We start from the raw sequence: 20,249 nt of genomic DNA, 5'->3' as shown, positions 1-20,249 counted from the left end.
GCGCTGTCCGCGTGCCGTTTTCGCTTATCGACCCGATGCGGTCAATCTGCGCGCGAATCCGCCGTGCCGCCGGACGAGCTTGCTCAGCACCGTGCCGGGTCCGCTGTCCACCATGGTGCGGACGCCCTGGGAGGCTGCGAAGTCCAGCGCGGCGGCGAAACGGACCGGCAGCACCAGCGCGCGCACGAGCGCCCGCCGGATTTCGGCTGATGTCGCGCACAGCCGCACCTCGGTCGACGACACGAAGGGAATGCGGGCTTCGCGGATTTCCACCGTGTCCAGGAACCTCGCCCAGTCAGGCACTGCGCCTGCCATGTGCGGACCGTGAAACGCTCCCTTGATCGGAAGGATCCGTGCCTCCGCGGCATGCGCGATCGCGTCCTCGGCGGCGGTGTGCACAGCGGGCCGGTCGCCGGACAGCACCAGCTGCCGGGGCCCGTTGACGGCAGCCGTCTCCAGCTGCGCTCCGGGCAGGTTTCCCAGCACCCGCCTGCGGAGCCATTCGACCTCAGCCGGGGGCAGGCCGAGGATCGCCACCATCGCGCCGTCCCGCTGCAGTGACTGCTTCCAGCACAGCTCGCCCCGGATCGCGGCGACCCGCAGGGCGTCCTCCTCGGACAGGCAGCCGACGTAGGCCAGTGCGCTGATTTCACCGAAACTGTGTCCCAGTACCAAGGCGACATCGCCGGTACGGGGCACCATCGCGCGGGCACCGGACAGGCTGAGCGCCAGTATCGTCGGCTGCACGACCCTTGTGTCAGTGAGGTCCAGGTCGTCGAGCGAGTGAGCCGACAGGGTCGCCAGCAACCGGTCCGCTCGGCCGGGGCTCAGCCGGCGCAGCCCGCAGGCGAGATCGGCCGCCGGTATTCCTTGGCCGGGGAAGCACAATGCGACCTGGTCAGGTTCGCCGGTCATCGGAGCCGTCCTTTTCAGCAGAGCGAGAAACCACCGTCCACCACCAGGTTGTGACCGGTGACGGCGTCGTTGTCGAGCAGGAAGAGCACGGCCTCGGCCGCGAGTGCCGGATCGAGCGGCCGGTTGCGGACGGTGCGGGCCAGAATGGCGGCTCGGGCCTGCTCGGAGACGTCGACGGTGAGTTCGCTGTCCATGAATCCTGGTGTGACTGCGTTCACGAGGATGTTCCGCGGCGCGTATTCGGCGGCGAGCGTCCGGACCAGGCCGAGCAGTCCTGCCTTGGCGCTCGCGTACGCCGACTGCCCGGGCACGCCGCGCAGAGCGGACGGGGACGACGCCACGACAATGCGGCCGTACCTGCGTCGGACCATCGACGGGAGAGCGCACCGGATAACGCGGTAGGCTCCGACGAGGTTGACGTCGACGACCTCGCGCCAGGTTTTCTCGTCCTGGTCGATGATCAGCCCATCGGCAGCGGTCGCGGCGCAGTGTACGAGGATTCCCACCGGGCCGAGACGTTCGCGCACCTCGTCCATCATGGCCTCGACTTCCGAGGTATTCCCGAGATCGGCCCGGACGGAAATCTGCGGCAGGCCCGGTGCCGACGACGGATTCCGGTTCGCGTAGTGGTGCGCGGTGGGAATTCCCCGTCGGCCAAGGAGGTCAGCGACTCGCGCGCCGAGCAGGCCGGATGCTCCGGTCACGAGGGCGACCGGCGCTGCGGCCGTCACCGGCTGTCCCGCGCTGGCCACGACGAGAGCGTGAGACCGCCGTCAGCGACCACAGTCTGCCCCCGGATCCAATCGGATTCCGGTGAGACCAGGAACCCGACGAGCCTGGCGAGATCCTCGCCTTTTCCCAGGCGTGCGGCGGGGGTCCGCGCCACGAGCGAGTCGTGGACAGAATCGCCCGCCGCGAGCGCGGACAGCGCGGGAGTGTCCAGCGGTCCCGCGGACGCGCAGTTCACTCTGATGCCCAACGGAGCGAACTCGTCGGCGAGATATCGGGTCAATGCTTCGACTGCGGCCTTCGTTGTTCCCACCGCGGCGTATCCTGGAACTGTATTGTGCGCTCCAGTCGAAGAGAGATTGCAGATCACTCCGCCGCGATGCATCATCGCGGCTGCTGATCGGGAGCAGCGGAGTGTGCCGTACAGGTTCGTGTCCACCGCTCTCGTCCAATCCTTTTCAGTAAGCGTGCGAATGCTGCCAAAAGCGCCGGAAGCAGCATTGTTCACGAGGATGTCGAGAGCGGGCCACCGGTTCGCAACCTGCTCGAACAGGTGCCGTACGCTTTTCTCGCGGGCCACCGAAGATCGAATCAGTTCTACCGACGCACCGCGTCCGAGCAGTTCCTCCTCGGTTTCCTTTGCCGCCTCTTCCGCATGACAGTAATTGATGATCACGTGCGCGCCGAGCCGGGCGATCCGGTCGGTGACAGAACGACCTATTCCCTTGGCCCCGCCGGTCACCAGCGCGACCTTCCCTTCGAGTGCTCCTGATTCGAGCGGCATCCTGCCCTCGCCCGGTCGTCGGTTGTCCTTGGCTCAGTCTCGCCTTCGGCGGGTCGGCATTTCAATGCGACCATCGGCACGTATTAATACCCGGAACCGGCTCTGTGGTTAGCCCTATTGGCGGTCACGACTACTTTACGTAAACGCTACGCTGTTGTTATCCGAGGAGGAGGGTTCAAGAGACTGTGCGTGCATCGAATCTCGATGGGTGGGGCGATATCGAAGGCGTGATCTCGAGTCTGCGCAACGCTGTCGAATCACAGCAGGCGGCAATCGACAAGCTGCAGCATCTGCACTCCCTTTTTCCGGATCCGGTGCCCGTCGCGAAAAGCGAATTTTCGGGAAATCCGGCTGCCCCGCCGGAGGTGCGGGAGTCTGCTTCGTTCACGAAACGGCAGGCGGAGGTACTCGACCTGCTTGCCCGAGGGGCGAGCAATCGCCGGATCGGCCGGGCGCTCGGCATCAAGGAACAGACGGTGAAGGCCCATGTGCACGCGGTCTTCCTGAAGCTCGGTGCCACCCATCGGACCGAGGCGGTGAGTCTTGCCTACCGCCTCGGCATACTGTCCACAGGGGACGGATCGGGATGGCAGGCGGCGAGGAGCGATATCGCGTAGGCAATGACTCCGGTGGCCGGGAAGCCCGGTTCGCCGTCCTGCTGCTCGTCGTACTCGACGGTCGCCATCCGGTCGATCTCGTCGCGCGACACCACGGTGCCCGGTGCGTACCCGGCGTGGAAGCCTTGACGGTAGACCGGGGCGAGGACCCGGGCACCGGGGCGCGGCAGGACGGCGGGAGACTCGGGATTCGGGTTCGGCCGGCATTCGACGTAGACGGACAGGTCGAGCAGGAACTGTGCGCGCCGCGCTGTCACGGCTTCTTCCTCTTGTCCGTCCGGCGCAGACCCCCGGCGACGACGCCGAGTATCTCGTCGGCCAAGATATCGGGGTCCGAGCGGCGCCTCGGCGAACGCCATTCATAGGTCCAGTTGAGCGCACCGAGCAGGACTCGGACCGAAGGAGCTACGTCCGTCTCGCGATAGGCTCCCTCGGCGATCGCCTTGCGCATCGCGGCGCGGAACAACCCCTCGTACCGCCGCCGGAGCGAGATGATCTCTCGCTGGTGTTCGTCGCTCAAGGTCCGCCAATTGTGAAAGTACACGATCACGGCGCTCGCCCGGTCCGTCATCACGCGCATGTGGGCTCGGCACAGGGCGCGGAGCTGGTCTTCGCCGGTGTGCGCGGGCGCGACGGCGGCAAGGGCGGAATCGGTGAACTCCCGGGCGACGTCGAGCACGATCTCGCGCAGAATCTCGGCTTTGCTGCCGACGTGCGAGTAGAGGCTGGCGCTCTTGATCTCCATCGCGCCCGCGATCTGCCGGATCGTGGTTGCCTGATAGCCGTTGCTGCTGAACAGTTCCGTCGCGATCTCGATGAGCTTGCTGTACCGGGGCCGGGCGCTGTCGAAGACGGCGGCGCCGGTCACTGCGGAGCCAGCGTCTGAACGAGAAAGTAGCTGTTGTCTTCCGGGTCGCGGAATCCTGCCATGCGTATTCCCCATGCCTCTTCGGTGACGGGCTCGCTGTCGAACGCGACTCCCCGGTCCCGCAGTTCCCGGTAGGTCTGGTCGACGTTGTCCACGGTGAAGCTGACGTGGTCGAAGCCCGGCGGATTGCCGATCAGATCGCTGTGCCGCTCCGCGGCGGCCGCGGACGACTTGACCTCGAAGACGTACAGGTACTGCGAACCGGTGGTGACCTGGGCCGACGGTGGCTCGCCGGCCAAACTGAGCTCAACCGGCAGGCCCACCTTGTCGCGGAAGAACTCCGCTGCCCGCCGGACGTCCTTGACCGCGATCCCGATGTTGTCCAGTTGCTTGATCGGCACAAGCGTCCTCCTGTCTCCGAGGCTATCGACCGACAGCCCTATCATGCGCTAGCCTCCCGCGATCCGCAACGCGGAAAGACGCGGCCTTGAGCACCTCGCCGTCGCGGGTGCTCGCGAACAGCCGGAACCGGGCGGGGTCCGGGGTCGGGCCCACCGAGAACCGGACGGTCGAGGGCAGGGGCACCGGCCGTGCGAATCTGGCGATCGCCTCGGTCAAGTCCCCGTACCGCGCCACGCCGAGCTTCGGCCACGGACCGCATCTTTGCCTGGGCGCCCAGATGGCGCGGCTGGAACTGCAGGTCGCACTGGCGACGCTGCGGGCTCGGTTTCCGGATCTGGAGCTCGCGGCCGAGGTGCCGTGGCTGACCGCACGACCGCAGCGGCTGGAGCTGACCTGGAAGACGGCGTTGCCCGCGTGGTGGCCGAGGGTTCGCCGGGAAGTCTCCCGGCGAACCCGCTCGCGCCGGGCCGAGGTCCATCCGCTGGCAGCGAGAGCTCCGGGAACTCACGGACCAGCAAGCCAGCTGAGCAGTATCAGGGCCGCGAGGACGAGCCACACCGTGAACCACGCGGGCGCGGTTCGCTCCGGAACCAGCCGGAAAAGCAGGCGTCCGGCAGCGGTGCCTGCGGCGCGGGGGCCAAGATCGCGGCTTCGTCCCGAGGGGCCGGCTCATGCCCGCGAAGTTGTCCGGCGAAGAGAATTTATCGCAGCGCTCGCGAGAGGGCTGGTGGTGAATTGCAGGCGAGCCGCGTCACCACCCGCTGCGGTAAAAACTCCGCGACACGTAACTGCTGGCCTCCGCCGCCCGCAGCGCGCACAGTTCCTCCTTCACCGCCCGCGCCTGCTTCACCAACGGATCGTCCCCGGGCGCGAGCGCCAGCAAATCGATGACATGCAACGCTTCCTGCACTCGCCCGTCCCCGCGCAGCCGCTCGGCCTGGTCGAGCACCGCCTGCTTGTCCGTGATCGCCTCCGCGCGGGCCGCGGCCGCCAAGTCCGGGCGGGACGGGTGCAGGGTCGTCGGATTTCCGTCCCACCAGCCGGTTTCCGAGCGGACGATGTCGCGGACGATGTACTCCCGGTGGCCGTAGTGCTCGCGCATCCACGGCACGTCGAACAGTTCGGCCGGATACCGGAGATCGTGCACGATGTCGTCCACCCGCCGGCCCTGGTTGAGCTGGTCCACGACCGCGCCGCGCAGCCACCGGAGCGCGGCCGCGGTCATGGTGAGCTGCCGGACCGGGTCCTCGCGCACGACCGGGCCGAACTCCGGCACCAGGACGGCCGGGTTCAGCGCCGCGAGCCGGTCGAGCGTGTCGGCCCAGCGGACCGTGTCGCGCATGGTCCGCATGGGTGTCCCGATGTTGGGGATGCCGTTGATCACCGCGGCGCTGCCGTACAGAACCCGCTGGGACGGCAACCAGACCGCGGTCACGTCGTCCGTTTCGGACGGTGCCCACAGCAGCCGGACGTCCGGGGCCAGCGTCAGCGCTTCCCGGTAGGTCTGGTCGGGGAAGGTGATGGGCGGAGGGGCCGCCATATCGGCCATCGGGCGGCGGAATTGCCGGGTGTTGATGTGGTTTTGCAGCCCGGCGGTCTCCAGATACCGCTGATAGCGCCGGACGACGTTCTCGTGCGCCACGACGGCCGGGCGGCGCTCTCCGTGCGCGGCGGCGTAGTCGAAGAACCCGGGCACGCCGTAGTTGTAGCCGAGATGCCCGTGGCTGTAGACGATCCAGCGCACCGGTTCGCGCAGCTGGTCCAGCACCGGCGCGACGAGGTCCGGGGACGGTCCGGTGTCGACCACGACGAGGCCGGACGCGGTTTCCACCGCCAGGCTGTTGCCCTGCAGCCCGATCGAGCGGACGCCGGGTGCGACCTCGGTGATCCGGCCGCTGCCGTAGAGCGGGTTCTTAGTGTCCTGAAAAGGCATCAGCCGACCACCTCGGTGCGGAGCCCGAGCCGCCGCGCGGTGCGGTCGGGGTTGACGAAGAACACGGCAAGCAGACCGCCCGCGAGGGACAGCAGGCCGCTGATGGTGAAGGCCAGCGTGAAGCCGCTGACCGGCGACGAAGCGGCCTGGATCAGCCGTCCGGTGAGGTACGGGGCGAGCAGTCCGGCGGTGGTGACCAGGCCGACGGTGATCGACAGCACCGCGCCGCGCTGCCGGGTCGGGCTGATCTCGGCGTTCATCGTGACGCCGAGGGCGAACACCACCCCGCCCAGGCTGAACGCGACGGTCAGCAGCGCGATCTGGAACCAGCCCCCGGTGTGCGGGAACAGCAGCATCGCGAGACCCGAGACCAGCACCGCGATCCCGCCGAGCACGCCGCGGGCCACCCGGCTCGACACGCCGCGCCGCATCAGCCGGTCGCTCAGCATGCCCTGGGCGAGGTTGAACACGACCGACGCGATCCACGGCAGCGCGACCAGCGTCCCCGTGGTCACCGTGCTGTAGTGCAACGCCGTTTCGAGGTAATGCGGCACCCAGGCGACCAGCACGGCCAGCGCCCAGTACGCGGCGAATCCGGCGAGGAACCCGCCGAGCCAGGTGCCGTTCAGCAGGATCCGCCGGTAGGGCACGCGCGGTTCGTCCGCTTCGGACTTGACCGCGGTCGCGTGCACGGAAGCGGTTCCGGCGACTTTTCCCTCCCGCCCGAAGATCGCCCACAGCACCGACCACAGCAGGCCCACGACGAGCAGCGCGAAGAACGCCCATCGCCAGCCGTAGCCGACGATCAGCGCGGTCAGCAGCGGCGACGCCAGCGCCACGCCGATGCCGGAACCGGCGTTCAGCAGCGCGCTGGGCAGGCCGCGTTTCTCGTTGGGGAACCACTTGTACGCCGCGTGCATCGCCAGCGGGTTCGCCGGGCCCTCGGCCGCGCCGAGGACGATCCGGCTGACCAGCACCGCGCCGAACCCGACCGTGCCGAGCATCGGGGCCTGCGTCAGCGCCCAGACGACGCCCAGCACGAGCAGGATCCACTTCGTCGGCACACGGTTCGACACGAAGCCGACCACGATCGCGGAAATGCTGAACAGGAAGTAGAACCCGCTGCTGATCAGGCCGTACGCCTCGGGCGACAGGCCGAGATCGTGCATCAGCGGTTTCGCGGCGAGCCCGAGCACGGCCTTGTCCGCGAAGTTGATCAGCATGAACACCAGCAGCAGCCCGGTGACGACCCAGCCGCGGGCGCTGGTGCCGCCGGTGCGCCGTCCGGCGGCGGTTTCGGCGGGGAGAGCGGGAGCGTTCATCGTGGGGTCCCCATTTCAACGTCGTTGTCGGACGGGGCGGCGGGTCAGAAGGCCCAGCGGGTGCGGCCCGCGGTGCGGGCGCGCAGCTGCTCTGCGCGGTCGGTTCCGTCGAGCACGGCTTGGGATTCGGCGGCGGCCCAGGCATAGACGCCCTTGGCCATCGTCGAGGTCGCGGCTTTTTCCAGTGCGGTGAACACTTCCGCGCGGGCGGTGTGCGCGGTCTCGTCGTCCGGGGCCGCGTCGACGGCGAGCTGGGCGAAGTGCCCGGCCAGCCGGTGCTCGCCGGCGGCGAGCAGTTCCCGCGCCCGCGCGGCCAGCCGGTCGGAGCCGCCGGACAGGTCGGCCAGTTCCCGCGACAGTTCGGCGCGGCGCGCGGGCTTGAGGTTGGCCGGGTTGCCGTCGTACCAGCCGCCGTAGAGCCGCCAGACGTTGCGGACGACGAATTCCGGCTCGTCGTAGGACGGTGTGAGATACGGCTTGGCCAGCAGTTCGGCGGGCGCGGTGACGCCGTGCACGACCTCGTCGAGGGTGGCTCCCGCGTTCATCGCGTCCACGGTCTGGTCGTGCAGGGTTTCGAGGAACTCGGCGGTGTCGGCCAGCGCGGTCCGGATCCGGTCGGCGCCGGCGATCGGCACGCCGTGCCCGGGCAGCAGCAGTTCCGCGCCCAGCCCGGCCATCCAGCGCAGCGCCCGCGCCCACTCGGCGGCATACCGCTGGACCTTCTGCGGGTTGCCCGGGTTGGGGGAGGACCAGATGAAAAAGTCGCCGCAGCACAGGATTTTCCGGTCGGGCAGCCACGCGATCGTCGCGTCGTCGGTCTCGCCGCGGCCGTGCGTCAGCCGGACGTCGAGGTCGCCGATCCGCAGCGTCGTGGTGTCCCGGTAGGTCACGTCGGGATGCCGGTACCGGTCGGGCCAGCGGAATCCGGGCGACTGGAACTGCCGCTGGTTGATCACCGTGTTGTAGCCGCGGGTGCGCTCGTAGCGGTCGAACCGCGGCGGCGTGTTTTCGTGCGCCAGCACGGACGGGCGACGCCAGCCGCGCTCCTGCGCTTCGAGATCGAACGGGCCGACGCCGAAGACGTGGTCGATGTGGCCGTGCGAGTAGACGGCGGTGTGCAGCGGAGCGCCGGTGCGGGCGCGGGTCGCGTCGAAAAGGTCTTGCGCGGTGCGGCGTTCGCCGGTGTCGAAGCAGAACAGGCCGTCGGCGGTGGGGAAGAGGAAGACGTTGCCGAACGCCGGCCACATCCAGACGCCCTCGGCCAGCTCGTGCAGACCGTCCTTGCGCAGCGTGCCGGTGTGGTAGACGCGGGTGTCGGCCTCGCCCCGCCAGACCTTGTCGGCGTAGTCGAGCAGGTCAGTCACGGGATGCCTCCTGAACGTTCTCGGTGAACAGCGCGTCGACGGCGACCAGGTCGTCGCCGGTGACGCAGAGCGGGTTGAGGTCGGCTTCGGCGAATTCCGGATGGTCGCCGAGGATGCGGGCGAGCCCGTCGATCGCGGCGGCGACGGCGGGGACCGGGGCGGCGAGGACGTCGCCAGCCCAGGCGGCGAGTTCAGCTCGCTGCGCTGGGGTGGCCGGGAGCAGCAGCGCGCGGCGGGGTGCGGTGGGGTCTTCGGCACGGTCACCACCCGCGCCGAGGACGATTGCGGTGCCGTACAACGGATCCCGCGTCGCGCCTAGGGCGAGTTCGGCGGTGTGCGGCAGCAGAGGTTGCACGACGAGGGTCCGGTCCGGATCGGCGGAGACCTCGTCCAGCCGCGCTTGGAGCGTGGCCAGCACTGCGGGCAGTTCGGCCGCCGTGACGCCGACGCGCACGAGCCCGGCGCGGGCCCGGTGCGGCACGTCGGCGGCATCGCCTTTGACCACGTACGGCTCCGGCCAGCCGTTTTCCGCGACGGCGGCAGCGAGATCGATTCCGGCGACGGTGTCCACGTGCGGGATGCCAGCGTCCTCCAGCAGCGGAACGGCTCGCAGTTCAGTCCACACTGGACGGTCATCGGGCGCGGCGTGGTCCGCGGGCTCGGGGACCCGGTCCGGGACCAGCACCCGGAGCCGTCGCACGAGAGCGCCGATGCTGGGCAGCACGGTGTCCGGCCGCCCGACGTCCGCCAGCTCGCCGGGCGGCGCACAGGCCCAGACGAACCACGTCGGCGTCCGCATCGCGGCGGCAGCCGCGGCCAGCCGGTGGTAGGCCTCGCGGAACCGGTCGCCGAACGTCAGATAGAGCACGACGCCGTCCAGCTCCGGGTCTTCGTCGAGCGCGCCGAGCAGATCGCCGACCCGGTCGAGCCAGCGGTCGATGTTGCCGCCGAGGTCGACGGGGTTCTCCTCAGCCGCCTCGGCACCGCCGGCCTCGGCGAGTTTCGCGCGGGTCGCGCCGGACAGCGGCGGAATTCGCACCCCCAGCGCGGTCAGGTTGTCGGCGAGGATGCCGCCCGCGCCACCGGACATCGTGAGCACGGCGAGCCGCGGTGCCGGGGGAAGGGTCGTTCCTTTGCGGGCGCAGAGCACCGCGTCCACCAGCTGGTCGTCGTCGGTGACGAGGTGGATCCCTTCCTGGCGGCACAGCGAGGCGAGCAGGAAGTGATCACCGGCGACGGCCGCGGTGTGCGACAGCGCGGCCTGGCGACCGGCGGCGCTGCTGCCCACTGCGAGCGCGACCACGGTCTTGCCCGCCGCCCGTGCCTGCCGGCCGAGCGCGCGAAGACCGTCCGCGTCGCGCACGCCTTCGAGGTAGAGCACGAGCACCTCGACGTCGGGCTGATCGAGCAGGTCGCTGCCGATTTCATGGCTGGACAGGCAGGCTTCGTTCCCGACGCTCGCGTAGTAGGAGTAGCCGATCCCGGCCTGTTCGAGCAGGTCAGCGAGCACGAACCCCATCGCGCCGCTCTGCGTGACGATCGCGATCGGCCCCGGCGGCACGCGCTCGCGGTCGAGGAAAACCGTCGTCGAGAGCTGCACGCCCGCCGGGTGGCTCACCACGCCCAGGCAGTTCGGGCCCAGCACCGGCAGGTCTCCGGCGGCCTCGCGCAGTTCGTCCTCCAGCGCGGTGTCGCCGCCCTCGGCGAAGCCCGACGCGAAGACGATGACCGCGCCGGAACCGAGTTCGCGGGCTTCTCTGACCAGCGCGGGAACCGTTTCCGCCGGGGTCGCGAGGACCACGAGGTCGGGGCCGTAGCCGATCTCGGCGAGCGAGCCGACCGTGCGGACGCCGGGCAGGCCGAGCGGGCCGCGGGAGACCGCGAAGACCTCGCCGCCGAAGCCGCCGCGCAGCAGCCGGTCCAGCGCGATCCGTCCCCAGGACAGCGCGGTGGTCGCGGAAACGCCGACCACGGCGACCGATTTCGGGCGGAACAGCGGCTCGCAGCGCATCGGTGCGGGACCTCCTGTGATCGCGGTCATGGACACAACCCCAACTGTCGCCGCTGGCCTGCCCAGCTGGTAGCGCACATTGCCCAGGTTTTCGGCTACCGTGCTGTGACATGTCACAACTGTCGTGGCGCAGCTTCGAGCACCGGCTGCCGAAGGCGGTCGAACGGACGATCCGCCGGTATGTGGCGACCTCGCCGCACTACCGCGGCGAGGTGCCCGCACATCTGCACCTGCACATGGCGCACACCATCCGCGAGTTCGGCCGGCTGTTCGCGCGCGCCGCGCGGGAGGGGAGCGAGCCGGGCGAGGACGGGCTGGAGCTGTTCCGCCAGCGCGGCCGGGAGCGGGGCGCGGAGGGGCTGCCGGTCAGCGAGTTCGTGCATGCCTACCTCTTGGCGGCCGAGGAGATGTGGGCCGAGGTCGACGACGTGTCCGCCGGGTCTCCGCCGGACGGCACGGCGGCGGTGCTGCTGAAATGCCTGCACCGGGTGATGAACGCGGCCGTGCAGGCGCACCAGAAGGAATTCCAGACCGCGGACCACGAACAACGCGAGGCGGCACGGGCCCTGGTGCGGCGGCTGGCCGCGGGGGAGTCGATCCCGGAGCCGGCGGACGTCCGGCTCGCCCCGGCGTACGGCGTGCTGGCGCTGCGGTTCGCCGCGGACCCGGCGGATTCGGTCGGCGACGCGGTCGGGCGCCATCTGGCCGGGCAGCGGAAGGCGCGGCTGCTCTTGCAGCACCTGCGTCGCGAACTGTCCGGTGACGTGCTGGCCGCGTTGGATCCCGACGGCGGTCTGTTGCTGATTCCGGCTGCTTCGGACAATGACGAAGCGGCGCTGGCCGAGGCCCGGCTGGCGGTGCCGCGGGCGCACCAGACGACGGGCGTCGAGATCACCGGCGCGTTCGCCCACGCGGCCGAGCTGCCGCACATTCCGGCGGCGGTGGCGGAAGCGGAGCGGTTGCTGCGGGTGAATTCGGTCCCCGGCACGGTCGCCGTGCTCGCGGACCACCTCTTCGAATACCAGCTGAACCACGACAGCGCGGCAACCCCTCAGCTGCGCGCGCTGGCGGCGCGGCTCAGCGGCGAGCCTGATCTGGCGGCGACGCTCCGGACTTATTTCGAGACCGACTTCAACCGCCGGGAGACCGCGCGGAAGCTGCACGTCCATCCGAACACAGTGGACAATCGCCTGTCGCGGATCGCCAATCTCACCGGTGCGGATCCGCGGACCGCCCAGGGACTTTTGCTGCTCGGCGCTTCGCTCGGGCTGGCGGGGTGATCATCCGGCGAGGGAAGCGCTGCCGTGGGGTCCGGTCACCGTGACGCGGATGGTGCGTGCGGAGGGCAGTGGCACGACGGTGACCTGCCAGGTCTGCGGCGTTCCGACGTCGAGGGTCTGCAAGGCTTTCCGGACCAGACGAGGGATCTCGTGGACGGGCAGGGTGCGGAGGTCGAATCGCGGGACCTGGACACCGGCCGGGGCGAAGACGACCGTCAGCCGGTGTTCCCGGACGACCGCGGTGAGCGTCTGCGAGACATCCGTGCTCCGGGCCAGCCCGGCGACGGCGCGGCTCAGTTCGCCCTCGTCCAGGAGCGACTGTCGCGGGCCGACGTCGACGGTCGCGGAGCCCGAGGAGGTTACCGCGGCAGGCGGCTCCGGCTGAGCGGCACTGGGTTCCGGCGCGAACAGCTCGGCCCGGAAAAGCCCGAGGACGGCGCCCGCGCCGAGGAGCAGCCCTACGAGTGTGAAGACACCGGCGGCGCAGCCCTCCGGCGGCGAATGGACCAAAGTGGATTCGGCCGCGGGCGGGATGACCGCGTTCGCCGCCCGGCGCTGCCATTCCGGCGGCGGGCTGGACACGATGCGCACCTTCCACGGCCGGTCCGGCGGGTAGCTCACCACCAGGACGTCGCCCTTGCGGTAGTCCGGAAGATCCACCAGATTGACCGTGTGCGTCGCCTCCACGCGATGGGACGGCGCACCGTCCGGCGCGACTGTGAGGATGAAGCTGACGGGAAGATCGCCCGTTTCGGTGCCTCCGGCGCGCAGGCTGTCGATCCGCGCGAGCGCCGTTGTCGGCGGGACCGCCTTCTCCCGGGCACGGCGCGGCAGGCGGCCGAGGTACAGGAGGATGCCGTAGCCGAGCGGAATTCCCAGCCCGGCCACGAACAACGGAACGCTCTCGACGATGATCCCGACGACCAGCGAACACAGCGTCGCTCCGATCACCAAGCCGGTGAGGAACCCGGACGCGATCGTGCGGAGGGCTGCCATGGCAGTAGTCCCTTCTCGGGCGGTCAGCGGGAAACCGGTTCCACCAGAACGGCTTTCGGATCCCGCGGGTCGTAGCGGACCCGCACTGCCGAGCCTGCGGAAGGGGCTTGGAAGAGCGGTGTGATCATCGTGGTCACAGCCTCGCGTTCGCCGGTCTCGGTGGGAAACCGCACGTGGACGGTGAACCGCGGATTCCCCATGACCCAGACGTTGGTGAAATCCACGCGGGTGAGAACGCCCGTCGCCTGGCGGCCGCAGTGCAGCAGTCCCTGTTCGCGGTCGTCCGCCTCGGCCGCGCGGAGAAAAGCCCGCAGCAGCACCACGATCAGGACCAGCGCGACGAGCCCGGACACCGCGGGGACCAGAAACGGCTCGTAGTAGACCACCCAGTCCACATCGGACCACGGCTCGGCCTCGCCGTCGAGGAAGGGCAGCCGTTCGCCCACGGATTCCGGCGGCGTCCACGACGGAGCCGCCACGCCGCTGCCCAGCGTCACGCCGAGTGCCGCCGCCAGCGAGCTGGCCCGGAAGCTGACCCCCATGCGGCGCAACGACATTCCGCCACCCCACAGCATCGCGAAACCGAGCGACGACGCGACCGTGACCGCCAGGCTGAAGAACAACACGAGCGAAGCCGCCGGTCCCGCGTCGGCCCCCCACGCGCCGACGCGGTTCAGCGACATCAGCCGGAAGCCGTCCAGCAGTCCGAGCGCGCCGGACCAGCCGGCGACCGCCCAGGCGAGCGTCGCGGGAATCCCGAGAAGCCACAGCCGCCTGCTCGACGCCCGGGTCTGTTCAGGGTCGTCCGGAAGGCCGAACGCGAAGGAACTGAACACCGCGGCCGCCTACGCGATCGGGCCGAACACGGCGACCTTCGCCGGATCGGCGGGGTCGAGCCGGGCCTCGTGGCGGGTGCCGGGCGCGTACTGCTGGATCGTCGCCCGCGGCGTGATCAGCGGGGTGACTGCCCGGTACATCATGCCGTCGGCGCGGGTGACGTCCAGGGTGGCGGTGTACTGGGCCTGCCCGGCGACCGTCCGGCCGGTGGGCTCCAGCGCGCGGATCACCAGCGTGGCCTTCTCCCCGGTGTCGTAGAGCCGGCGCAGTTCGGTGCCGTAGGCCTGAAGTTCCTGCTGCTGGCGCAGCTGCTCCTGCGTCGGCAGCGCCAGGAAGGCCGCCGTCTCCGGGTCGGCCGCGACGGTGCGGTAGGCCTGCGCGGCCAGTTGCGGCGTCGGCAGCTGCGGGGTGATGTCGTGCCCCTGCGCGGCGGCCGCCTGCCGGAACTGCTCGGCGTGCTGCTGGAAATCCTGCGCGCCGCGGGCCATGCCCTGCTGGGTCGCTTCGGTGATCTTGTCGCGGATCTTCTTGAACATCGGGTGCCTTTCGCTGTGCCGGTGTGCTGGACACAGCTTCGGGCGGGCGGGCTGCTACCGAACCCAGGTTTTGCCGTCGTCGGTGGCGTCGAGGCAGGTCAGAGCCGCCCAGAAGACCGNGAAGACCGGCGAGCGGGCTGGCTCGGACTGTTCGCGCCAGCGGGCGAGCCGGGTCCGCTGCCAGGCGCACAGGTCGGCTACCGGATCCGGCCCGGCGAGCGCGGTGTCGACGGCGATGACCAGCTCGGCCATCGGATCCGCGCCGGGCGCCGCGGCCGACGTCGGCAGCGCCCAGACCGTCGCGGCGACCAGCCCGGCCCCGGACGCGACCGCGGCGAGCAGGACGCCGAACGGTTCGGGCAGGCCGAAGTCGCTCGCGCTGGCGCAGCCGATTAGCGCGACCCGCGCGGGCATGTCCACTTCGGACAGTGCGAGGTCGGCAGCGGTGAACGGCCGGTGCGCCCCGATCGGCGCGGCGGTGCCCGGCAGGTCGGCCGGGCACGACAGGTGCAGGGCGGTCTGCGCGCCGTGGACGTCCTGGATGCGGCTGACGTGCCCGGCGAACACCAGCCGCGAACACGGTTCGGCCAGCAGACCGGCGAGCAGCCGCCGGTCGGTGTCGGTGCGGCGGACCAGGTCGAGGCCGCGCGCGGCGGCGGGCCGGGCGGGCCCTGCGGCGAGCTGGGCGTCGAGGTGGCGGATCAACGGGGAAGTCGCGTTTTGCTTGCCGAGCACGGACCCCAGTTCGCCGAACGCGCTGTGACCTGGGATCCGCGGGTCGAGCAGGTAGACGGGCGGTCCGGCGGGGGCCGGTTCGCGGCGAGGGATTCCGGCGGGGGCGAGCAGCGAGACGTCGGCGAGGTCGAGGATCCGGGTGTCGCTGTCGAAGCAGGTGTCGACCGCGTCGGCGTCGAGCACGTGGTCCGGACGGCGATCAGGCAGGGCGAGCAGGCCCCAGGGAACCGCGGCGAGCGCCGGGGACGGCTGGATTCGCAGCAGCGGACGCGTGGCGCGCCGGAGTTGCGCGACGAGATCGGCGGGCAGGAGGTTGAGCGCGAGGACGCGGGCAAGGCGTTGCTCCCCGGCGAAACTGCCGAAAGCGTCGAGTGAACGACGAACCGCGTCGGCGACCGGCTCGCCTTCCCGCGGTGTCGGGGAAGCTTCGGCGAGGAAGCCGCGCGCGGTGTCGACGAGATCGGCGTCGATCGGGTGCGTGTGGACGGTGTCGAGGTCGCTGGTGGTGCGCCAGCTGAGGTAGGTGTGCCCGGCGTCGGCGTAGCGCAGGATGAAAGTTTCGCGACCGGGTGCGGCAGCGGGCCAGGTCTCGACAGTCCCAGGCGCCACCGTGCACCCGTATCGCTCGGCGGCCAGCCGGGACCAGGCGTCCAGCTCCATCGGCGAGGACGGCGACCAGCGCAGGCCGGGCGGCGGGGCGAGCCGGAGCGGGAGCGACGAGGTGACCGAACCCAATGCGGCCAGCGGAAGCTGACCGTCCTCGACCGGCGGTGCCAGCGCGGGGAGCGCGCCGGTCAGGTTCAGGGAACGGTTCTCCGGGTACGCCCCGACCGCGCACGCGCGCTCGATCAGCTCCGCCGTCAGCCGCGTTTCGCCGAGCCGGGTCAGCAGGACCATCAGCAGTGCCGTCGCCGGACCCGCGACGCTGTTCGCCCACGCAGTGCGCGCCGGGGCCGACGCGAACGCGAACCGGTACTCCTGCGCGGCGAGGGCCGCCGGCAACAGCAGGTCCAGCACCGCTCGCGGGTCTTCGCCGCGTTCGCAGCCGATCGCGGCCGAGAGGTAATCGGCTCGCAGGCACTCCAGCCATTCGCCCGACTCGCGGGCCGCCGCCCGGAGCTGGGCCACGTGCTCGTCCGCCGACCTCCAGTCGCCCTCGGCCGCCGCACAGCGAGCCAGCGCCGAGGCGAGCCGGCGCGTGCCCGGGGTGTCGCCGTTCGCCGCCCACAGCTTTCCCGCGTGCTCGAACTGGTCTCGCGCCCGCGCCGCATCGCCTGCGAGCAGGAGCAAGGTGCCCAGCGCGTAGCTCGCCTCGGCGACGTCGCCGGTCACTCCGGCTGCCGCGAGTTCGTCTCTGGCCTTGACGATCGTCGCCATCGCGCCGGGTAAATCTCCGTCGAGCGCGCGGGTTTCGGCCAGGCTGATGGCGAATTTCGCCGCCGTCGGACCTTCGTGCCGGGCATTGAGCCGCAGGAGATCCGCCGTCGCGTCCGCTTCCTCGCCGCCCGCCTGGCGGATGCGGGCGCGTTCGGCCCGCGCCATTGCCCGCAGCGACGCCACCTGGTCGCGGACCTCGTCGACCTCCGCGACGCGGTCCAGGCCGGTCAGGATCTCGTCGATCGCGTCCCGCGCGCCCGCCGGATCCCCGGCGGCCACCTGCACGCGCACTTCGAGGATGCGCAACTCCAGCTCGTCGGCGCCGTGCGGGTCGAGCTGTGCACGCGGGAACTGGCCGGGTTCGGCGGCCTTCCGGAACGCCGCGCGACGTCGCTGATCCGCGAGCAGCTCGCGCGCTCGGCCAAGGTCACCATCCTCAGTGGACAGGGAAATGAGGACGCGCTCCGCCACCTCGCGGGAGCCTTCGAGCATCCGCAGTTCGGCATACTGTCCGAAGTGGACGACAGCGGCGGTGCTCACGGCGAAGACGCTGAGCACTACTTCCGCGCACTGGCGCGCGTTGCGGAGATCGCCCGCCGAGTAGCAGACGGTGGCCAGATCGCTGACCGCGGCGACTTCGAGGCTGACGCGGTCGAGCTGCCGGGCGAGCTGCCGCATCCGCGCGTACGCCTGGTGCGCACCGGCGACATCACGCGTCGCGGCGAGCCGCTTGGCCTCGGCCTGGACGGCGAAGGCCTCGGCGAGCAGAGAGTTGTACTCAGCTTCGGTCAGCGCGCACGCGGGCGACTCCAGGCAAGCCGCCGGGTCGAGGCCGAAATGCTCGGCGACGCAACGGCAGTTGTAGCCGTGCGAAACCGCGCCGGCGAGTTCCGGGGGCGGTGGCCGGTCCGGCGGCGCGAGCGGTGGCGGAAACCCGGCGAGCACGTCAGAACTCCTCGTCGGCGTCTCTGCTCGCGGCCCGCTCGGCCAAGGTCTGGACCTGAGGGGGCAGGGCCTCGCGAGCGCGCACCAGGGAAACCACCTCGGCCCGGTCTTGCGGCGTGGTGCCTTCGACGTCCTGGCCCGCTGCTCCGACGACGAGATCGAAGCGGAGGGCGGGCGTCGCGGCGAGCCTGGCTCCAGCCTCGTCCAGGTCGGCCGTCCCGGCGAATCCGGCGCTGCCGAGATCGAGGGCGGCTTCGGCGAACGGTTCGCCGTCGTGCGTCGCGACAGCGGTGAGGGACGCGTCGTCGAGCGCTCCCGCCACTTCGACCTCAAGCCGGGCGGCAGCCGGGGTCGCGACGATCCGCCAGGTCACCGTGTCCTCCGCGGCGTCCAGTATGCCCGGCGGCACCCGAGCCCAGTCGACGCTCGCGCGTCCCTCGGCCAGCACGCCCTCGCCGGACGCGCCGGGACCGGAGCCCGCGGCCAAGGCGTAGGCACGCCGACCAGGCGCGACGGACTCCAACCGCGCGGCGAGACCGGCCGCCGCTTCGGCTCGCACGAGGTCGTCCTGGCTGTCGAACCAGGCCGAAAGCCGCGCACACCGGAGCCGGACTTCGCCGGGCACCGGACGCGCGGCCGCGAACAGGCCGGAGTTGCTCGCCTGGTCGAACAGTTCGGCCGGACTGGCCTCGAACCCGTCGAGCAGCCCCTCGGCGACGTCTTCGACCGCTGTTGTCGCCACGGCCGCTTCGAGGTCCAGCAGCGCCGGATCGAGCGACGGGATTCCGAGCGTCGGGCTCGCGGGCCACCAGCGGCGGGCCCACAGCAGGAGCGCGAGAGCGGCCAAGTCCGGCTGGGCCGGGACCTCGGCGTGCCCGGCGCGGAGCGCGGTCAGGCTGGCTTCGGGGCCGATGAGCCTGGTCAGCCACGGTTCGGCGGCGTCAGCGTCGAGGAGTTCGATCCGCATCGACTGCGCCTCGCCGCCGAGGAGATCGGCCAGGGCGAAACGGAGGACGCCGCCGTCGGCCGCGATCACCGGAGTGTGCACCGGATGCTTCACGAGACCGCCTCCAGCCGGGGCAGGCCGGCCACGAGCGCGCGGCGCACTTTCGTCCGCAGGTCCAGCGAGGTCGACCGGACGACGCCGGTGAGCAGGTCCCGGATGTCGGCCGCGGCGGCCGGAGTCTGGCCACTGACGTCGAAACCGTGCAGCCGGACCCAGAGCCGGGCGAGGAATCGCTTCGCGAACTCGCGCAGCTCTCGCAGGATATCGGCGTCCGCTCGCGCGGTCAGCGGTGTCGAACCGGCCAGCGCTCGGCGCGCATACAGCACGTATCCCTCCCGCGCGACCTGAGCGTTGAGCCGCTGTGCGAACGCGGGAATTCCGCCGGGCGCGCTGCCGTCAAGGGGCCTAAGCGCGGGGGAGAGGACCACACCGAGCACGAAACACGTTGCCAGCACCGGCGTTTCGAGCCCGAATCCGGCGGCCGTCCGGCTGAGTTCGTCATCGACCAGATCGGCGATGGAAGCCGGTTCGGCGGCGGAGAGGCGGCGCAAGCTCGCGCGTACCCGCCGTTCGATGCTGCGTTCGAGAAGTTCGCCGCCTGCCTCGTCGCGCTGGTTCAGCGGGGGTACGGCGGTGCGGTCGCCGCGTTGCAGGCCGAGATCAGGCGCGGGCAGACCGGAAACCTCGTGCACGGCCCGGGCGAGGGCGGCGGCACCGCCGGGGCGGCGCAGCGCGAGGCCGAACGCATGTCCGGCGGGGGAGCCGGCGAGTGCCTGCCAGTCCTCGTCGGCGAAGCCGTTCGCGACCGCGTCGAGCAGGGGAACGAAGTCCGGTGCCACCGGGTTGTCCGGCGTCGTGTGCCAGCGGCGGCGCAACTCCGCGGTCAAGTCGGCCGTGGCGCGGGGATCCGCCAAGTACGCGCTCAACTGATCGACCGCGGCCGCGCTGTCTTCGCCGTGCCACTCGCGCAACGCCGCCGCGGCCTGTTCCGGCGCGGAGGCGTCGGGCCTGCCGAAACTCGTCGCGAGTTCGTAGGCGAGGGGGAAACACACGTCCTGAACATTGCCCGCCGTAATGCGCAGGGCGCGGCGCTGCCGCTTCAAGTGCGTGAACCACGCCGCCGTGGCACCCAGCCGCGCCGCGTCGGCCAGCAGCAACTCCGTCACTTCCGCCGCCGCTTCGGGAGCCAGCAGCGGACGGCCCAGCCGAGGCCGCGCCGCGGTGCGGAGCACCAGCGGATCGATGATCTTCTTCACCGTGCGGGTCAGCGGTCCGCCGTCGCCCGCGGAGAGAACCTCGACGCCCGGGATCCGCCGCCAAGCCTGTGCGAGAACAGCCGATCGCAACCGGGACTGCTGCTGGCCTGCCGTCGTCACGCCCCGACTTTATCCTGCCGCCGGCTGACGCTGCCCCGCCGCCGGGATTGACCAGACGGCGGTTTCTTTCGGCCGTGGCGGCCACCGGCGCGGACCGATCTGCGCGGCGACCGGCGAACCGCGTCTTTCGATTTCCCGCGGCACCGGGGCGAGATCGGGACAAGCCGGCCGGCCGGCCCGGGAGCCGGTGACCAGGTCGGCCTGCGGCGGGAAACC

General features: G+C 70.9%; 18 protein-coding genes. 2 read left to right on the top strand and 16 right to left on the bottom strand.

Annotation, left to right across the window (positions count from 1 at the left end; genetic code table 11):
* Positions 1-24 precede the first annotated feature (24 nt).
* From A4R44_RS51385 to A4R44_RS38930, 3 genes are read right to left on the bottom strand one after another with little or no spacing between them, the layout of a single operon-like run.
* Positions 25-915 carry an ACP S-malonyltransferase gene (locus A4R44_RS51385; protein WP_095213883.1) on the bottom strand — a complete coding sequence of 297 codons (891 nt, stop codon included), beginning with the start codon at positions 913-915 and terminating at the stop codon, positions 25-27.
* Positions 916-929: 14 nt separating this feature from the next.
* A complete protein-coding gene (locus A4R44_RS38935) occupies positions 930-1,667 on the bottom strand; it encodes an SDR family NAD(P)-dependent oxidoreductase (RefSeq protein ID WP_095213882.1) in 738 nt (245 codons plus the stop codon).
* Entirely contained in the window at positions 1,643-2,386 is a 744-nt protein-coding gene (locus A4R44_RS38930; protein ID WP_157905113.1) for an SDR family oxidoreductase, read from the bottom strand. Before A4R44_RS38930 ends, A4R44_RS38935 begins: the two co-directional genes overlap by 25 nt.
* A 227-nt stretch (positions 2,387-2,613) precedes the next feature.
* Between A4R44_RS38930 and A4R44_RS52855 the strand changes: the two genes are divergently transcribed.
* Positions 2,614-3,045, top strand: coding sequence for a response regulator transcription factor (locus A4R44_RS52855; RefSeq protein ID WP_161269328.1), 432 nt, complete (start codon positions 2,614-2,616; stop codon positions 3,043-3,045).
* On the opposite strand, the gene A4R44_RS38920 is transcribed toward A4R44_RS52855, so the two are convergent.
* From A4R44_RS38920 to A4R44_RS38890, 7 genes are all read right to left on the bottom strand, one after another.
* The gene (locus A4R44_RS38920) at positions 2,976-3,302 is read right to left on the bottom strand and encodes a hypothetical protein (RefSeq protein WP_067592569.1); all 327 of its coding nucleotides are present in this window, start codon (positions 3,300-3,302) and stop codon (positions 2,976-2,978) included. The two genes, A4R44_RS52855 and A4R44_RS38920, sit on opposite strands and share 70 nt — an antisense overlap.
* On the bottom strand, positions 3,299-3,913 hold the full coding sequence (locus A4R44_RS38915) for a TetR/AcrR family transcriptional regulator (RefSeq protein WP_067592566.1): 615 nt from the start codon (positions 3,911-3,913) through the stop codon (positions 3,299-3,301). The genes A4R44_RS38920 and A4R44_RS38915 overlap by 4 nt, the downstream gene beginning before the upstream one ends.
* Positions 3,910-4,314, bottom strand: coding sequence for a VOC family protein (locus A4R44_RS38910; RefSeq protein WP_157905112.1), 405 nt, complete (start codon positions 4,312-4,314; stop codon positions 3,910-3,912). The genes A4R44_RS38915 and A4R44_RS38910 overlap by 4 nt, the downstream gene beginning before the upstream one ends.
* Positions 4,315-5,066: 752 nt before the next feature.
* Positions 5,067-6,248 (bottom strand): alkyl sulfatase dimerization domain-containing protein, encoded by a 1,182-nt coding sequence (locus A4R44_RS38905; protein WP_067592559.1) that lies wholly within the window; start codon positions 6,246-6,248, stop codon positions 5,067-5,069.
* Positions 6,248-7,570 (bottom strand): MFS transporter, encoded by a 1,323-nt coding sequence (locus A4R44_RS38900; protein WP_067592555.1) that lies wholly within the window; start codon positions 7,568-7,570, stop codon positions 6,248-6,250. Before A4R44_RS38900 ends, A4R44_RS38905 begins: the two co-directional genes overlap by 1 nt.
* Positions 7,571-7,614: 44 nt before the next feature.
* Entirely contained in the window at positions 7,615-8,934 is a 1,320-nt protein-coding gene (locus A4R44_RS38895) for an alkyl sulfatase dimerization domain-containing protein (RefSeq protein WP_067592553.1), read from the bottom strand.
* A complete protein-coding gene (locus A4R44_RS38890; RefSeq protein ID WP_232791969.1) occupies positions 8,927-10,975 on the bottom strand; it encodes an acetate--CoA ligase family protein in 2,049 nt (682 codons plus the stop codon). Before A4R44_RS38890 ends, A4R44_RS38895 begins: the two co-directional genes overlap by 8 nt.
* A gap of 80 nt (positions 10,976-11,055) precedes the next feature.
* On the opposite strand from A4R44_RS38890, the gene A4R44_RS38885 reads away from it, so the two are divergent.
* Positions 11,056-12,225: a CdaR family transcriptional regulator gene (locus A4R44_RS38885; RefSeq protein WP_067592547.1), complete on the top strand. Its 1,170-nt coding sequence runs from the start codon at positions 11,056-11,058 to the stop codon at positions 12,223-12,225.
* Here A4R44_RS38885 and A4R44_RS38880 read toward each other — a convergent pair whose 3' ends face one another.
* From A4R44_RS38880 to A4R44_RS38855, 6 genes are all read right to left on the bottom strand, one after another.
* On the bottom strand, positions 12,226-13,221 hold the full coding sequence (locus A4R44_RS38880) for a hypothetical protein (protein WP_067592544.1): 996 nt from the start codon (positions 13,219-13,221) through the stop codon (positions 12,226-12,228).
* Between the two features lie 23 nt (positions 13,222-13,244).
* Positions 13,245-14,057 (bottom strand): DUF3592 domain-containing protein, encoded by an 813-nt coding sequence (locus tag A4R44_RS38875; RefSeq protein WP_067592541.1) that lies wholly within the window; start codon positions 14,055-14,057, stop codon positions 13,245-13,247.
* A 9-nt stretch (positions 14,058-14,066) separates the two neighbouring features.
* On the bottom strand, positions 14,067-14,594 hold the full coding sequence (locus A4R44_RS38870) for a hypothetical protein (protein WP_067592538.1): 528 nt from the start codon (positions 14,592-14,594) through the stop codon (positions 14,067-14,069).
* A 54-nt stretch (positions 14,595-14,648) separates the two neighbouring features.
* Positions 14,649-17,651 (bottom strand): hypothetical protein, encoded by a 3,003-nt coding sequence (locus tag A4R44_RS38865; RefSeq protein WP_067592535.1) that lies wholly within the window; start codon positions 17,649-17,651, stop codon positions 14,649-14,651.
* Position 17,652: 1 nt separating this feature from the next.
* Positions 17,653-18,711, bottom strand: coding sequence for a hypothetical protein (locus A4R44_RS38860; RefSeq protein WP_067592532.1), 1,059 nt, complete (start codon positions 18,709-18,711; stop codon positions 17,653-17,655).
* On the bottom strand, positions 18,708-20,033 hold the full coding sequence (locus A4R44_RS38855; RefSeq protein ID WP_067592529.1) for a hypothetical protein: 1,326 nt from the start codon (positions 20,031-20,033) through the stop codon (positions 18,708-18,710). Before A4R44_RS38855 ends, A4R44_RS38860 begins: the two co-directional genes overlap by 4 nt.
* Between the last annotated feature and the right edge of the window lie 216 nt (positions 20,034-20,249).

Source organism: Amycolatopsis sp. M39 (genome assembly GCF_001651785.1).
Classification (GTDB): Bacteria; Actinomycetota; Actinomycetes; order Mycobacteriales; family Pseudonocardiaceae; genus Amycolatopsis; species Amycolatopsis rubida.
Note: the sequence above shows the minus strand (reverse complement) of the source record. Positions and strands in the feature narration are given on the sequence as shown.

Excerpts from the sequence above, each read along its gene's own strand:
- A4R44_RS51385 (WP_095213883.1), bottom strand. The coding sequence starts at position 915 with ATGACCGGCGAACCTGACCAGGTCGCATTGTGCTTCCCCGGCCAAGGA.
- A4R44_RS38905 (WP_067592559.1), bottom strand. The coding sequence starts at position 6,248 with ATGCCTTTTCAGGACACTAAGAACCCGCTCTACGGCAGCGGCCGGATC.
- A4R44_RS38900 (WP_067592555.1), bottom strand. The coding sequence starts at position 7,570 with ATGAACGCTCCCGCTCTCCCCGCCGAAACCGCCGCCGGACGGCGCACC.
- A4R44_RS38890 (WP_232791969.1), bottom strand. The coding sequence starts at position 10,975 with ATGACCGCGATCACAGGAGGTCCCGCACCGATGCGCTGCGAGCCGCTG.
- A4R44_RS38885 (WP_067592547.1), top strand. The coding sequence starts at position 11,056 with ATGTCACAACTGTCGTGGCGCAGCTTCGAGCACCGGCTGCCGAAGGCG.
- A4R44_RS38880 (WP_067592544.1), bottom strand. The coding sequence starts at position 13,221 with ATGGCAGCCCTCCGCACGATCGCGTCCGGGTTCCTCACCGGCTTGGTG.
- A4R44_RS38870 (WP_067592538.1), bottom strand. The coding sequence starts at position 14,594 with ATGTTCAAGAAGATCCGCGACAAGATCACCGAAGCGACCCAGCAGGGC.